We start from the raw sequence: 15,459 nt of genomic DNA, 5'->3' as shown, positions 1-15,459 counted from the left end.
GTGACGACAGGCAAGCGGCGATGAGGCGGCGGGCGCGTTGCCCGCCGCGCGTCACCCGCGCGTGCTGTCGCCTTCCAGTCGCCGCACGGCTTCCGCCACTTCGTTCCTGAAGCGCACGAGCGCCGCCTGTTCCGGCGCCGGCGGCTGCACGGCCGCCCACAGCATGTCGACGAGCTGCGTGGCCGTCGTTTCCGTATCGAGCTTGCGGTGCCCGAGGATCGCATCCCACAGCACGTGCTCGATCGGCCCGAACACCATCGAGCGCAGCAGGCTCAGCGGCAGGTCGGTGCGCACCTGCCCGGCCGCCTGGCCGCGCGCGAGCACGTCCATCAGCGGCGCGGTGTAGCGGCGCTGCAGCGCGGTGAGCTCGTCGCTCAGCGCATGCTGCTTCGCGCGGCCTTCCGACAGCACCAGCGCGCACAGGCCCGTGCCGTTCACCAGCATCAGCCGCAGGTGGGTGCGCACGATGAACGCGAACTGCTGCTGCACTGATGCGTCCTGCGGCATCCCTGCCTCGAATGCGGCGATGTTTTCGTCGTACCAATCCGCGATGACGCGCGCGCACAGCTCGCGCTTGCCGCGGAAATAGCTGAACACCGTCGCCTCCGATACCCCCACGCGCTGCGCGATCTCGGCGGCCGTCGCATGCTCGTAACCTTTTTCGGCGAACACTTCCCGGCCGGCGCGCAGAATGTCCTGCACGCGTTGCTGGGATTTGCGCCCGGCGGGCGCGCGCGAGGGATCGGCGCGGTCGGCTTTGACGGTGGCGGTCATGGTGTCGGCGGTAGCGGCTGTCATCTCGGCATGATATCTGAGTGTCACTCAAAAAACTATTGACGCCGAACCCGGCGAGGCGCGAAACTGTGCAAAATTTATGCTGTATAGGTCAATGAATCTAGGTATTCATTCGATTTGAGCGAAACTCAGAAATCGGTGAGTGCCACACACTTTCTGGAGACGGAGGAGACATGATCAACCTGCCCGGTGTGCAATTCATGCTCGGTGAAGACATCGAGATGCTGCGCGACGCCGTCGCGACGTTCGCGGCGAAGGAAATCACGCCGCGCGCGGCGGAGGTCGACCGCACCGACCAGTTTCCGATGGATCTGTGGAAGAAGTTCGGCGATCTCGGCGTGCTCGGCATGACGGTAGCCGAGGAATACGGCGGCGCGAACATGGGCTACACCGCGCACATGGTCGCGATGGAAGAGATCTCGCGCGCATCGGCGTCGATCGGCCTGTCGTACGGCGCGCACTCGAACCTGTGCGTGAATCAGATTCACCGCAACGGCACGGAAGCGCAAAAGCAGAAATACCTGCCGAAGCTCGTGTCGGGCGAACACATCGGCGCGCTCGCGATGAGCGAGCCGAACGCAGGCTCCGACGTCGTCAGCATGAAGCTGCGCGCCGACAAGCGCGGCGATCGCTACGTGCTGAACGGCACGAAGATGTGGATCACCAACGGCCCCGATTGCGACACGCTGGTGGTCTACGCGAAGACCGACGTCGAAGCCAACTCGCGCGGCATCACCGCGTTCATCGTCGAGAAGGGGATGAAGGGTTTCTCGGTCGCGCAGAAGCTCGACAAGCTCGGCATGCGCGGCTCGCACACGGGCGAGCTGGTGTTCCAGGACGTCGAAGTGCCGGAGGAAAACATCCTCGGCCAGCTCAACGGCGGCGTGAAGGTGCTGATGAGCGGGCTCGACTACGAACGCGCGGTGCTGTCGGGCGGCCCGACCGGCATCATGGCCGCGTGCCTCGACGCGGTGGTGCCGTATATCCACGACCGCAAGCAGTTCGGCCAGGCGATCGGCGAATTCCAGCTGATCCAGGGCAAGGTCGCCGACATGTACACCACGTTCCAGGCCTGCCGCGCGTACCTGTACGCGGTCGGCCGCCACCTCGACTCGGCCGGCAGCGACCACATTCGCCAGGTGCGCAAGGACTGCGCGGGCGTGATCCTCTACACGGCCGAGAAGGCGACGTGGATGGCCGGCGAGGCGATCCAGATCCTCGGCGGCAACGGCTACATCAACGAATACCCGGTGGGGCGCCTGTGGCGCGACGCGAAGCTGTACGAGATCGGCGCCGGCACGAGCGAGATCCGCCGGATGCTGATCGGCCGCGAGCTGTTCGCGGAAACGATGTAACGCCCCACGTCACGCGAACGGAGCCCCGTCGATGCCGATCATCGAATCGAAACTGAATCCGCGCTCGGAAGACTTCCGTGCGAATGCCGCCGCGCTCGAGGCGGTCGTCGCCGACCTGCGCGCGAAGATCGAACAGCTCGCGCAGGGCGGCGGCCAGGCCGCGCGCGACAAGCACCTGTCGCGCGGCAAGCTGCTGCCGCGCGACCGCATCGCGCAACTGCTCGATCCGGGCGCGCCGTTCCTCGAGTTCTCGCAGCTCGCGGCGAACGGCATGTACAACGACGACGCGCCCGGCGCGGGCGTCATCACCGGGATCGGCCGCATCGCGGGCCGCGAATGCGTGATCGTGTGCAACGACGCGACGGTCAAGGGCGGCACGTATTACCCGGTCACCGTGAAGAAGCACGTGCGCGCGCAGGAAATCGCCGCGGAAAACCGGCTTCCGTGCGTGTATCTGGTCGATTCGGGCGGCGCGAACCTGCCGAACCAGGACGACGTGTTTCCCGATCGCGACCACTTCGGCCGCATCTTCTTCAACCAGGCGACGATGTCGGCCGCGGGGATCGCGCAGATCGCCGTCGTGATGGGTTCGTGCACGGCGGGCGGCGCGTACGTGCCCGCGATGAGCGACGAGTCGATCATCGTGAAGGAGCAGGGCACGATTTTCCTCGGCGGGCCGCCGCTCGTGAAGGCCGCGACCGGCGAGGAAGTGAGCGCCGAGGATCTCGGCGGCGGCGACGTGCATACGCGCCTGTCGGGCGTGGCCGACCATCTCGCGCAGAACGACGCGCATGCGCTGTCGATCGCGCGCAACATCGTCGGTCACCTCGCGCCGAAGATTGCGTCGCCGGTCGCGTTGCGCGAGCCGAAGCCGCCGCGCTACGACGCGAAGAGCCTGTACGGCGTGATTCCGGTCGATACGCGCAAGCCGTTCGACGTGCGCGAGGTGATCGCGCGCATCGTCGACGATTCCGAGTTCGACGAATTCAAGGCTCGCTACGGCACGACGCTCGTCACGGGCTTCGCGCACATCTGGGGCCATCCGGTCGGGATCGTCGCGAACAACGGCATCCTGTTCTCGGAATCGGCGGTGAAGGGCGCGCATTTCATCGAGCTGTGCTGCCAGCGCAAGATTCCGCTCGTGTTCCTGCAGAACATCACGGGCTTCATGGTCGGGCGCAAGTACGAGAACGAAGGCATCGCGCGGCACGGCGCGAAGATGGTGACGGCCGTGTCGAACGCGAAGGTGCCGAAGTTCACGGTGATCATCGGCGGCTCGTTCGGCGCCGGCAACTACGGGATGTGCGGCCGCGCATTCGGCCCGCGCTTCCTGTGGATGTGGCCGAACGCGCGCATCTCGGTGATGGGCGGCGAGCAGGCCGCGTCGGTGCTCGCGACGGTGCGCCGCGACGGTATCGAGGCGAAGGGCGGTTCGTGGTCGGCCGAGGAAGAGGACGCGTTCAAGCAGCCGATCCGCGATCAGTACGAGCGCCAGGGCCATCCGTATTACGCGAGCGCGCGGCTGTGGGACGACGGCGTGATCGACCCCGCGCAGACGCGCGACGTGCTGGGCCTCGGCCTCGCCGCGTCGATGAACGCGCCGATCGAAGACACGCGCTTCGGCGTGTTCCGCATGTAACGGCCGGGAGGGCTGAACGATGCGATACGAAACGATCAAGGTAAGCGAAGCCGGCCGCGTGGCGACCGTCACGCTCGCGCGTCCCGACGTGCGCAACGCGTTCAACGAGACGACGATCGCCGAGCTCACTACCGCGTTCGAATGGCTCGACGCGCACGAAGGCGTGCGCGCAATCGTGCTCGCCGCGGAAGGCGCGGCGTTCTGCGCGGGCGCCGACCTGAACTGGATGAAGAAGATGGCCGGTTACTCGGACGACGAGAACCGTGCCGATGCGCGCAAGCTCGCGCGGATGCTCGAGGCGATCCATCGCTGCGGCAAGCCGGTGATCGCACGCGTGCATGGCGACGCGTATGCGGGCGGCGTGGGCCTGGTGGCGGCGGCCGACATCGCGATCGCCGCCGACGGCGTGAAGTTCTGCCTGTCGGAAGCGCGGCTCGGGTTGATCCCCGCGACGATCGCGCCGTACGTGGTGCGCGCGATGGGCGAGCGCGCGGCGCGCCGGTACTTCACGACGGCCGAGGTGTTCGACAGCACGCGCGCGGCGTCGCTCGGTTTCATTCACGACGCGGTGCCGGCCGACGCGCTCGACGACACCGTCGCGAAGCTGGCCGCGACGCTCGTCGCGAACGGCCCCGACGCGGTGAAGGCGTGCAAGCGGCTCGTCGCGGATGTCGCCGGCCGGCCGCTCGACGCGACGCTGATCGAGCAGACCGCCGACTGGATCGCGCGCACCCGCGCCGGCGCGGAAGCGCGCGAAGGGATTGCGTCCTTCCTCGAAAAGCGCACGCCGTCGTGGCGTGAATGATCGCGCAGCGCGCGTGACCCCCTCTTTCCGGACGACACCGAAGCCATGTTCGACAAGATTCTGATCGCCAACCGCGGCGAAATCGCGTGCCGCGTCGCCGCGACGTGCAAACGTCTCGGGATCGCGAGCGTCGCCGTCTATTCCGACGCGGACGCGAACGCGAAACACGTGGCCGCATGCGACGAGGCCGTGCATATCGGCGGCTCGGCCGCGGCAGACAGCTACCTGCGCATCGAGCGCATCATCGAAGCCGCGCGCGCCAGCGGCGCGCAGGCGATCCACCCCGGCTACGGCTTTCTGTCGGAGAACGAAGATTTCGCGCATGCGTGCGAAGCGGCCGGCATCGTCTTCATCGGGCCGCCGGTCGACGCGATCGCGGCGATGGGGTCGAAGGCGGCCGCGAAGGCGCTGATGCACGCGGCGGCCGTGCCGCTCGTGCCCGGCTATCACGGCGACGACCAGGACGCGTCCAACCTGCATCGCGAAGCCGACGCGATCGGCTATCCGGTGCTGCTGAAGGCCAGCGCGGGCGGCGGCGGCAAGGGGATGCGCGTGGTCGAGCGCTCCGACGATTTCCCGGCGGCGCTCGCATCGTGCCAGCGCGAAGCCGCGAGCAGCTTCGGCAACGATCGCGTGCTGATCGAGAAGTACCTGACGCGCCCGCGCCACGTCGAGGTGCAGGTGTTCGGCGACACGCACGGCAACACCGTGTACCTGTTCGACCGCGACTGCTCGGTGCAGCGCCGTCACCAGAAGGTGCTCGAGGAAGCGCCGGCGCCCGGTTTGCACGACGACGTGCGCCAGGCGATGGGGCAGGCGGCCGTCGCGGCCGCGCGTGCGGTGAATTACGTCGGTGCGGGCACCGTCGAATTCATCATGACGGGCGAAGCGTTCTACTTCATGGAAATGAACACGCGCCTGCAGGTCGAGCATCCGGTCACCGAGATGGTCACGGGGCTCGATCTCGTCGAGTGGCAATTGCGCGTCGCCTCCGGCGAGCCGCTGCCGCTGAAGCAGGACGAACTGCGCGTGCAGGGCCACGCGCTCGAGGCGCGCCTCTATGCGGAGAACCCGGCGCGCGGCTTCCTGCCGTCGACGGGCACGCTGAAGCACCTGCGGCTGCCGGCCGGCGTCGAGTTCGCGATCGGTGCGTCGGTGCGCGTCGACAGCGGCGTGCGCGAAGGCGATGCGATCACGCCGTTCTACGATCCGATGATCGCGAAGCTGATCGTTCATGGCGCGGACCGTGCCGAAGCGCTGAGCCTGATGCTGCGCGCACTGCGTGCCTGTGAAGTGGTCGGCCTGCACACGAACGCCGCGTTCCTGCAGCGAATCGTTGCGTGCGCACCGTTCGCGACGGCCGATCTCGACACGGGCCTGATCGAGCGCAACCACGACGCGCTGTTCGCGCCGCAGGCGCCGCCGCGCGCGACGCTGGCGCTTGCGTGCGCAGCGCTGCTCGCACGCGAACGCGGCGCGGGTGCACAGGGTTCATCGCCGTGGGGCGCGCTGCCGGACTGGCGGCTGAACGGCGGCTATCGCCGCACGCTCGAATGGCACGCGGCCGAGCGCGAAGCGGACGTGACGGTGACGTACGAGGACGACGGCGCGGGTACGCGCGTCGCGATCGGCGGCGCCGCCGCGCAACCGTTCGCGTGGACGCGTGGCGCCACGCCGCTCGATTTCGACGTGACGCTCGGCGGCGTGCGCGGCAGCGGCCGCGTGTATGCGGACGGCGACCACTTCCACGTGTTCACGCAGGGCACGGCGGAGACGTACGAATGGCGCAACCTGCTCGCGCATGCGGGTGACGCGGAGCAGGGCGGTGGCCGCCTGACCGCGCCGATGCCGGGCAAGGTGATCGCGGTGCTGGTCGAGCCCGGCCAGAAGGTCGAAGCCGGTACGCCGCTGATCGTGATGGAAGCGATGAAGATGGAGCACACGATCGGCGCGCCGAGCGCGGGCGTGGTCGCGGAAGTGCTGTACGGCGTCGGCGACCAGGTGTCGGATGGCGCGCAGTTGCTGATGATGGCGGAAGGCTGAGCAGCGCTTTCGTCGGACACGGGCCGGCGGCTGCCGGCCCGCGCAAATCGCGTCGCGATTCACCGCGCGCCGGTGGTTGCGACAGCGCCGCCTTGATCGCATCGACAAGCGGCAGCAGTACGAAGCTTTCGATTGAATTACGCATTCGCCGGCGCTGATGACATACAGTGCCGCACATTCCGCACCACGGGTGTTTTCACCCGCTGCACACCGATTCTGCCGCCGCACGACACCATCGTGTAACACGTCGAAATTAGCATCTCGCCGTCGATATGACCGCAGCGCATCCGCGCCTGGGTCACGTCGTCACATCCACGGAGAGACGTTATGCGAAACTCGGCCCTACGGCCCTTCGCGGTCGCTGGCCTGATCGCGCTGACCGCACTCCTCGGCGCCTGCAACGACGACGTGACCGCTCCCGCCGCACCCGTCGCGCAGCAGAAGGCCGCCTGCGGCGGCGGCGTGGTCGCCACCGCGCAGATGCACTGCCCGCCCGGTTTCACCGCGCCTGCCTCCTCGCCCGCTTCCTGATCCCGGCCGTTTCCACCAGAAATCCAATCAAGAGCAATCAGCATGGCCACCCATTCGCGACGCGACTTTCTGAAGTTCTCCGCCGGCCTCGCCGGCGCGACCGCCGCCACCGCACTGCTGCCGGAATCGATCCGCAAGGCACTGGCGATCGAGCCGAATACCGTCACGGGCACGATCCAGGATGTCCAGCACATCGTCGTGTTCATGCAGGAGAACCGCTCGTTCGACCACTACCTCGGACACCTGAGCGGCGTGCGCGGCTACAACGACCGCTTCCCGGTCACGCTGCCGAACGGCAAGCCGGTGTGGTTCCAGCCGCGTCAGGAAGACACGTCGAGCGTGATCGCGCCGTTCCGCTACGACACGACCAACCCGGGCGTCAACGCGCAATGTATCGGCGGCCTGCCGCATACGTGGGCGACGACGCACGGCGCGATCGACAACGGCCGCGCGGATCAATGGGCGGTGCAGAAGTCGAACATGACGATGGGCTACCACGTCCGCGACGACATCCCGTTCCATTACGCGCTCGCGGATGCATTCACCGTGTGCGACAACTACTTCTGCTCGATCCCCGGCAACACGCACCCGAACCGCATGTACCTGATGACGGGCATGGTCGACCCGCTCGGCACGGGCGGCGGCCCGCTGCTCGACAACACCGATTACATCGACAACCCGTTCGACAAGATCAAGCTGCCGCCCTTCAGCTGGACGACCTACCCGGAACGGCTCGAGAAGGCCGGCATCTCGTGGCAGATCTACCAGCAGGGCACCGGGTTCGACAACTTCACCGGCAACTACGGCACGAACATGCTCGCGTGCTTCAACAACTTCGTGAACGCGCCGGCCGGCTCGTCGCTGCAGACGCGCGGGATGAGCACGCGCCCGATCACGCAGCTGAAGGCCGACGTGCAGGCGAACGCGCTGCCGCAGGTATCGTGGCTGCTGCCGCCGGCCGCGTATTCGGAGCATCCGAAGTTCACGCCGCTGTACGGCGCGTACTACCTGTCGACGATTCTCGATGCGCTGACGTCGAATCCGGACGTGTGGAGCAAGACTGTCCTGCTGATCATGTACGACGAGAACGACGGCTTCTTCGACCATGTCGTGCCGCCGTCGGCGCCGACGCTGCCGGGCTCCGGCATGAGCACCGTGGACGTGTCGCTCGAGCGGCACAACGTCGTGACCTCGACCCAGACCGGCACGTACACGGCCGACAACCTGCCATACGGCCTCGGGCCGCGCGTGCCGATGTTCGTGGTCTCGCCGTGGTCGAAGGGCGGCTTCGTCTGCTCGCAGGTGTTCGATCACACGTCGGTGCTGCAATTCATCGAGAAGCGCTTCGGCGTGATGGAAACGAACATCTCGCCGTGGCGCCGCGCGATCTGCGGCGACCTGACGTCGGCGCTCGACTTCTCGAAATCGGATGCCACGCTGCCGACCCTGCCGAGCACGCAGGCGTACGTCGCGCAGGCGGACCTGCAGTGCTCGCGCGCGTCGTCGCAGACCGCGCCGGCCAGCACCGCGCAACAGGTCGTGACGGCACAGGAGCCCGGCACGCGGCCGGCGCGCGCGCTGCCGTACGAACTGCATGTGACCGGCCAGCTCCAGGCGCAGGGCTACGCGCTGACGTTCGCGAATACCGGCACGCAGGGCGCGCACTTCTGGGTCTATACGGGTGACGCGACCGCGATGCCGCGCCGCTATACGGTCGAAGCGGGCAAGCAACTGACCGATACGTGGGCGCTCGACGCGAACGGCAACTACCTGGTGAGCGTGTGGGGGCCGAACGGCTATTTCCGGCGCTTCGCGGGTTCGGCAGCGGCGGATGCCGGCGCGAAGCCTGAAATCACGCCATGCTACGACACGGCCAACGGCGACGTGTACGTGACGATCGCCAACGCCGGCACCGGCGCGCTCACGGTCACGGCCACCGATGTCGCGTACGGTAGCGCCGCGCGCACGCTGACGGTGCCGGCCGGGCAGCGCATCGAGGCGCGCTGGGATCTGTCGTGCAGCAGCCACTGGTACGACCTGCAGTTCGCGGTGGCGGGGAATGCCGGGTGGACGCGACGTATCGCGGGGCACGTCGAAACCGGCAAGCCCAGCCTTACCGATCCGGCCGCCGTCGCGCCGACGGTGACGGCGATCTGAGCGCCGCTCGCACGTGCCGTCAATCGTGAAAAAGGCGCCGTGAGGCGCCTTTTTCCTTTTTCATTCGTCGTGCAGGCTGGATGCGTCGATGTCGGATCGCATCACGTGCGTGAAATCAGATCGGCCGAAATACGGCAAATTGGTCGCCATCGAGTTTTTCCACGTACCGGGAGTCATGGAGCGTCAGGTTGACCGGCTGGAGCAAGTTTTCATTCGCGGACTCCTGCTCGTTGCTGGCGCGCGTATTGAACAGGTTTGAAGAATTCGCGGCGTCCACAAGCGCATCGAGACGCATCGCGTTCCAGTCGAGGTGCCCTCTGAGCAGATAAAAGTGCATGATCCCGCATTGCTGATGCGCCCAGAAGTCGTGCCACATGAACGAATCGGGGCGCCAGACGGAATTGTGACTCTCGAAGTACGAGGCGGTGCTCATCGGCATGCACTCGGGGGTCGAGATGAGGATGTACCGCGATCGATAGTTGAGAAATTCCAGTAGATCGCGACCGTGGGAGTGACGCATGTGTTCAATGACGTCTCCCAGAATGACCGTGTCATACGCGTCGCCCGATCGTTCATAGAGCGTGTCGCTGACGCCGGAAATGATGTCGTCGTACCCGTTCTCGATCAGGAACGGATGCGTCTCCTCGTCGCATTCGAGCGCCGTCAACCGGCAGTCCGGCACGACCGGCTTGAGCAGGCGCCCGTACTTGCCGCCTCCGGCCCCGATATCCAGAATATGCTTCGGGTTGATGGACTTGACGAGATACTGAGTGAGCTGGTCAAAGGTTGGCCACGAATACCCGATCTGTTCCAATCTGCTCTCCCATCACGGCTGGTTCGAGAAATGGATTGTAGTCGTCGAACGGCTTTTGCCGCTTCGGACATCGGTGTCAGCCCAGCACCCCGTCGTCGTGCGCCATCATCAGCGCGCGCATCGCGGACCACATTCCGTAGTAGTGGACGATGTAGCTGTCCGCGCGGCGAAACAGCCAGGGCGTGTTGAAGCTGACGAGATCGGCCACGCCTTCGCCGTGCAATTGCCCGTCGCGCTCCATCGCGCGAATGAAATGCAGCTGGTCGCCGTCGCTCGCATAGACGCTCGACCGGTCGTGCAGCGCGGCGATCGTCGTCATCATGTCGCGCAGCATCGCGTCGTTGCGCGCGGTGCGCCGGAATGCCATCACGCCCGAGTTGAACGCCCACTGGCCGAGATCGTGCGCGAGCAGCCAGTCGCGCCCTTCGAGCAGCGGCGCCAGCGCTTTCTGCTGGTCCGCGATCAGCACGTCGGCATCGAGCCACACGACCCATTCGTGATGCTGCAGGTACGCATGCAGCAGCCACGGCTTGAACCAGTTGCCGGTCGCGTTCAGGCCGATCTCGGCCGGAATGTCGCGATGCACGTAGAGCGTGTAGCCGTGCGTGTCGCAGTAACGCCGGAAATTCCGTTCGGCGACGCGCGCATAGCTGCCGATGTTCGGCGTGTAGAGCGTCATCAACGCAATCGGGCGGCCCGGATTGTAGGTGCTGCGCTCGGCGGATTCGTCCGGCGTATGGGCGGCGTCGTGATCGAACGAGAACATCGGCCGGCCGGCGGCACGGCATCGATTGACGTACGCGACGAGCGTGTCGCGGAAACGGGGCGCCGTGCCTTTCCGTTCGGGATCGTGCGGCGTGTCGTCGATGCTGATCGCGAACGTCGGTTCGCGGCTCCACATCGGATCGAGGTCGGGGCTGCTCGGCATGACCGGGTACAGCCCGTCGATCGGGGTCATGTAGTGATGCGTGTCGAGCGCCGCGAACAGCGCGGCCTCCGAGGTCAGCCGCGGTTCGCTGCCGAGCTTGCAGCGTTGCACCAGCTGCATCACGATCGCCCGCACGGCCGCCGTATTGCGCCAGATCTGCACGTCGACCTGCGGCAACGGGGGCGCGAACGCATCGACGAGCAGCATGTCGCGGCCGCGCATCAGGCGATCGAGCGCGACGGGCTCGATGATCGCCGCATCTTCGCTGAGCAGCAGCACGAGTTCGTCGGGCTGCGCGCCGCGCAGCACATGGAGCAGCGATTCGTAGCGATGGAGCGGCCGCAGCGGCAGCGCCTGCGGCATCGCGGTGGCGTCGACGATTGCGTGGCGATAGCCGTGCGCCTGCGCGTATTGCCGGTGATTCTCGAGGCTGGCGGGCGCGTCGTGACTGAAATGGCTGAGGACGATCATCGCGCGCTCCGGAGGCCGCGAAGCGGATCACGGCGGGCGCCGGGCGCGGGGTGTGTCGGCACGGCATCGCGGCCGGGCACGCGTTCCGGCGCGTGCCGCCCCTGTTCGTGATGGATTGCCCGGAAGACTTGCGCGGCGTCGCGTTCCATTCTGTCAGCCATTTTTTTCCGCAGCGCGGCTGCGAGGTCGTTGTCTGCCCGCGCCGGATGCCGATACCATCCGGTCATCCCCCGGCATCCCGGTAGCGCGGCGGGTCGCCGGAGTATCGCACAGCCGTCTCGCCGATTGGCATGCGCCGGCCGCGCGCTGACCATCCCTGACAGTATGCGGCCGGCGCTCCGCTAGAATGCCGGCTTGCCGCCGGCGAGCGCCGCTTGACGCGGGCGGCGCATCGCGCGCTACACTGCGTCCATTCCATCCCCATCCAACCTTCCCTCCTGCCGACGATGACGTCTCCTGTCCTGAACGGCCTGCGCATCGGTATCACGATCGGACTGCGTGCCCCCGACGAAAGCCTGTGGATCAACGGCATCAAGCAGAACGCGCTGTTTCTCGCGAAGCTGCTGATGGCGTCGCCGCGCGGCTACCGCGTGACGCTGGTCAACACCACCGATGTGCCGCTCACCGATGCGCTGCCGTGGGATCGCCACGTATTCGACACGCGCACGTTCGACGACATGAAGGATTCGCTCGACGTGGTGATCGAGCTCGGCGGCCAGGTCAACGGGGAGCAGACGGCCTACCTGAAGGCGCGCGGCGCGAAGCTCGTCAGCTACTGCTGCGGCGTCGAGTACATCAACGTGATGGAGTCGATGCTGTTCGGCCGCCGGCTGTGGGATTCACTGTTCATCAACCGCGGCTACGACGAGGTGTGGGCGATTCCGCAGATCGCGCCCTCGTCGCTGCCGTTCCTGCAGTCGCTGCGCCGCTGCCCCGGGCGCGTCGTGCCGTTCGTGTGGGATCCGATGTTCCTGAGTGCGCGCGCCGCGCCGCTGCCCGAGCACGGTGAATACCGGCCGCGCAGCGAGCCTGGCAAGCGGCTGACGGTGATGGAACCGAACCACGACGTGGTGAAGTTCTGCGTGTATCCGATGCTGATCATCGACGAAGCGTATCGGCGCGATCCCGACGCGATCTGCTTCACGCACGTGACGAATGCCCTCCATCTCGCACACGACAGCCCCGAGTTCGTGATGCTGATGAACTACCTCGACATCGTGCGCGCGGGCAAGGCGAGCTTCGTCGGGCGCTTCGATACGCCGCTGTTCCTGGCCGACCTGACCGATATCGTCGTGTCGCACCAATGGTCGAATCCGCTCAACTATTTCTATTTCGACGTGTGCTGGCAGGGCTATCCGCTCGTGCACAACGCGAGCCTCGCGCCCGATCTCGGCTACTACTATCCCGACAACGACGTGCAGCAGGGCGCCGATGCGCTGCTGCGCGCGCTGCATACGCACGATGACGACTGGGAAGCGTACACGCGGCGCCAGCGCGAGATCCTCGGCCGCTATACGTCGGCCAATCCGGCACTCGTCGCCGAATACGACGCGTTGCTCGCGAACCTGGTCGGCACATCGGCCGCATAAGGCCCGATTTTTCGCGCGACGCACACCGTCGCGCCGAATTCCGCCATCGGGATAGTCCCGCCCTAATGTCTGACGAAATCGTGCCGTTAAAAAAGAAACCGCCGAACCCGATCGGTTCGACGGTTTTGAAGGCACGAATTTGACGGCTCCGAGGGAAGTCCGTCGGAAATCATTTTAGAGGTTAACAAGTATTTAAAATTGTTAAAAATGGTTCAATCGATATTCGTCGTATGAATTAAATTGATATTATCGATTAAGGGCTGTTTGATTCTGTTTGAAAATTTAATAATTCGTTTGAAACAATAAAATTGGATGCTGCGATGATCGAATGACATGCGGCGACCGATTTTCGATGTCGCTGCCGGCCTCCGCGATGGGCCCGGCAGCGGGCGATGACACGATGCTTCACGGGCCGGTATTTATCTGATCAATTCAGGATTTCCTGATTTCGAGATCCGTAAATTGCGGGATCTGAATCGGATCGGGTTGTTTAGGTGAGAACAATAAACAGCATCCGAATCGGGGTTCCGTAATTTGCGTTAGTGTGGCCTGTCGCACATTCGATATCGTGCGCGCATGGTGTATTTCCAGTAACTGAATATCGTTGAAAAATATCGAATTTTGACGGCGCGCCGAAGCGAACAGTACGCTCCCGGAAAAGATCGACATAACAGGATGGGCCGGGTAGGCGGCGGAGCGCGTCATGGTCGGCTTGCTCCGCATGTTTCTTGAGGTCGAGCCGCGATCGGCGGCTCGCCATTTGCCGGAGCGCCGGATGAATGCGGTCGAAGCTCGCCTGGAGGCGAATCGGGAAGCGAATCGTGACGAAATCGATCTCGTGTTCGGCGCCCCCGACGATCATCCCGACCTTGCGTCGGTACGCAGTTTCGTGGAAAGCCGGCTCGGGTTCGCACAAGAGCCCGTGTGCCGGGCCGACCTGTCGGGTGGTGTGCTGTACCAGGAATGCCTGGCGCGATTGCGGTGGGGCGAGCGCGATGCGCTGCCGCCCGTCGCATTCCTGCCGCGCCTCGAGGCGCTCGGGCTGATGCGGTGGTTCGACCGGCTCGTGGTCGGCCGCACGATCGACGCGCTGCGTGCCGATCCGGCTGCCGTCTACGGCTGCAATGTGGCGGCGGCGAGCGCGGTGGTCGACGACGCGTGGCTGGCCATCTTCAGGCGGCTCGAGCGCGAGCCGTCGGTCGCGGCGCGGCTGGTGGTCGAGATCACGGAGACGGGGCCGCTGAATCCCGTCGCGGGGCGATCGTTCGTGAACCGCTTCCGGCAGGCCGGGTGCCGCATCGCGATCGACGATTTCGGGGTCGGTTTCAGCGCATTGAACAACCTGGTGGTCGGCAATCCCGACATCGTGAAGCTCGACCGGTCGATCCTGTCGATGATCAAGCGCAACGCGATCGGGCGTTACCAGCTCCGCCGGCTGATCGCGTTCGCGCATGAAGGGGCGCGACACGTCGTCGTCGAAGGCGTGGAGAGCGAGGTCGACCGGCAGATCATCCTGGATGCCGGCGTCGCGTGGGCGCAGGGCATCCGTTTTTCGTGGCGGCCGCCGGCCGCCGCGTGACGGCGCGGGAACCGGCGAGGTGGCGTGCAGGATGCACGCCGATGTCGGGCGTGATCGGCGCGTGGCCGGGGCGAATCGCAAAGGGGCTGAGCATGGCAGGGACGAAGGCCGGAGGCGGAACGGGCACGCAGGCGGCTGGTGCGCGCGACCTCGTCGCGATCACCGAGCTGACCGACATGCTGTGGCAACTGGGCGCCGAATCGACCGAGGTGCCGATCGACGTCACGCCGTATCTCGACGGCCTGAAAGCCGTTGCGCGCCGCATTCAGCGGATGACGCTGCTCGACGCCGGCGGCCGCGAGCTGGCGGCACGGCACTATTACGCGGCCGTCATCGCGGGCGCGTGCGGCGACGATTCGGCCATCGCGCGTGGCGTGTCCGACAGCCTCGTCAAGTCATCCGGCGGCGCCAGCCGGCCGGTGGCGCATTGCTTCGCGGTGCTCGCGCGGATGGGGCGGCGGCATGGCCGTACGTTCGCCGCGCAAAGCGGCGATCGGGTGCTGGTCTAGCGCCTGTTCACGTCAGTCACGGGCCACAGCGCGAGACGCGCGGCCCGCGTCGACATCATCCGCGCGCCGTGGCCCCGATCCGCATCCCGTCGATCAATCCGCCGAGCGCATGGAACAGCGTGCGCTGCGGCTCGAACGCCTACACGCGGCCGCCGCACGCACGCAGCCGATGCGCGATCGGCACGCACACGAGCCCCGCATTTGCGCCGCCGTCCACCGCGGTCGCATCGTCCGGCAACGGGGC

General features: G+C 66.2%; 13 protein-coding genes. 9 read left to right on the top strand and 4 right to left on the bottom strand.

The annotated features are described in order from the left end of the window. Positions 1 to 51: 51 nt before the first annotated feature. On the bottom strand, positions 52 to 798 hold the full coding sequence (locus tag LGM89_RS04910; RefSeq protein WP_226272425.1) for a TetR/AcrR family transcriptional regulator: 747 nt from the start codon (positions 796 to 798) through the stop codon (positions 52 to 54). Between the two features lie 170 nt (positions 799 to 968). On the opposite strand from LGM89_RS04910, the gene LGM89_RS04905 reads away from it, so the two are divergent. From LGM89_RS04905 to LGM89_RS04880, 6 genes are all read left to right on the top strand, one after another. Then, on the top strand, positions 969 to 2,150 hold the full coding sequence (locus LGM89_RS04905; RefSeq protein ID WP_039339638.1) for an isovaleryl-CoA dehydrogenase: 1,182 nt from the start codon (positions 969 to 971) through the stop codon (positions 2,148 to 2,150). Between the two features lie 31 nt (positions 2,151 to 2,181). Beyond that, positions 2,182 to 3,789, top strand: coding sequence for a carboxyl transferase domain-containing protein (locus LGM89_RS04900; protein WP_089426732.1), 1,608 nt, complete (start codon positions 2,182 to 2,184; stop codon positions 3,787 to 3,789). A gap of 19 nt (positions 3,790 to 3,808) precedes the next feature. Beyond that, complete coding sequence (locus tag LGM89_RS04895) at positions 3,809 to 4,594, top strand: enoyl-CoA hydratase/isomerase family protein (protein WP_089426733.1); 786 nt, start codon at positions 3,809 to 3,811, stop codon at positions 4,592 to 4,594. Between the two features lie 45 nt (positions 4,595 to 4,639). After that, positions 4,640 to 6,637 carry an acetyl/propionyl/methylcrotonyl-CoA carboxylase subunit alpha gene (locus LGM89_RS04890; protein ID WP_226272424.1) on the top strand — a complete coding sequence of 666 codons (1,998 nt, stop codon included), beginning with the start codon at positions 4,640 to 4,642 and terminating at the stop codon, positions 6,635 to 6,637. Between the two features lie 327 nt (positions 6,638 to 6,964). Beyond that, positions 6,965 to 7,168, top strand: a complete 204-nt coding sequence (locus tag LGM89_RS04885; RefSeq protein WP_039339629.1) for a hypothetical protein — start codon at positions 6,965 to 6,967, stop codon at positions 7,166 to 7,168. A 42-nt stretch (positions 7,169 to 7,210) separates the two neighbouring features. Further along, entirely contained in the window at positions 7,211 to 9,325 is a 2,115-nt protein-coding gene (locus LGM89_RS04880) for a phosphocholine-specific phospholipase C (protein WP_226272423.1), read from the top strand. Between the two features lie 115 nt (positions 9,326 to 9,440). Here LGM89_RS04880 and LGM89_RS04875 read toward each other — a convergent pair whose 3' ends face one another. Beyond that, the gene (locus LGM89_RS04875) at positions 9,441 to 10,139 is read right to left on the bottom strand and encodes a class I SAM-dependent methyltransferase (protein ID WP_089496233.1); all 699 of its coding nucleotides are present in this window, start codon (positions 10,137 to 10,139) and stop codon (positions 9,441 to 9,443) included. A 76-nt stretch (positions 10,140 to 10,215) separates the two neighbouring features. Next, complete coding sequence (locus LGM89_RS04870) at positions 10,216 to 11,538, bottom strand: galactosyl transferase GMA12/MNN10 domain protein (RefSeq protein ID WP_226272422.1); 1,323 nt, start codon at positions 11,536 to 11,538, stop codon at positions 10,216 to 10,218. A 446-nt stretch (positions 11,539 to 11,984) separates the two neighbouring features. Here LGM89_RS04870 and LGM89_RS04865 point away from each other — a divergent pair, with 446 nt between their 5' ends. Then, on the top strand, positions 11,985 to 13,127 hold the full coding sequence (locus tag LGM89_RS04865; protein ID WP_226272421.1) for a DUF2827 domain-containing protein: 1,143 nt from the start codon (positions 11,985 to 11,987) through the stop codon (positions 13,125 to 13,127). A gap of 432 nt (positions 13,128 to 13,559) precedes the next feature. Here the strand turns inward: LGM89_RS04865 and LGM89_RS04860 are convergent, their stop codons facing one another. Further along, on the bottom strand, positions 13,560 to 13,832 hold the full coding sequence (locus LGM89_RS04860) for a hypothetical protein (RefSeq protein ID WP_226202128.1): 273 nt from the start codon (positions 13,830 to 13,832) through the stop codon (positions 13,560 to 13,562). Positions 13,833 to 13,902: 70 nt separating this feature from the next. Between LGM89_RS04860 and LGM89_RS04855 the strand changes: the two genes are divergently transcribed. Beyond that, on the top strand, positions 13,903 to 14,706 hold the full coding sequence (locus LGM89_RS04855; RefSeq protein WP_226202130.1) for an EAL domain-containing protein: 804 nt from the start codon (positions 13,903 to 13,905) through the stop codon (positions 14,704 to 14,706). Positions 14,707 to 14,798: 92 nt separating this feature from the next. Then, positions 14,799 to 15,215: a hypothetical protein gene (locus tag LGM89_RS04850; protein ID WP_226202133.1), complete on the top strand. Its 417-nt coding sequence runs from the start codon at positions 14,799 to 14,801 to the stop codon at positions 15,213 to 15,215. The last annotated feature ends 244 nt before the right edge of the window (positions 15,216 to 15,459 follow it).

Origin of the sequence: Burkholderia sp. AU31624 (genome assembly GCF_020420065.1) — a bacterium.
Lineage (GTDB): Bacteria > Pseudomonadota > Gammaproteobacteria > Burkholderiales > Burkholderiaceae > Burkholderia.
Note: the sequence above shows the minus strand (reverse complement) of the source record. Positions and strands in the feature narration are given on the sequence as shown.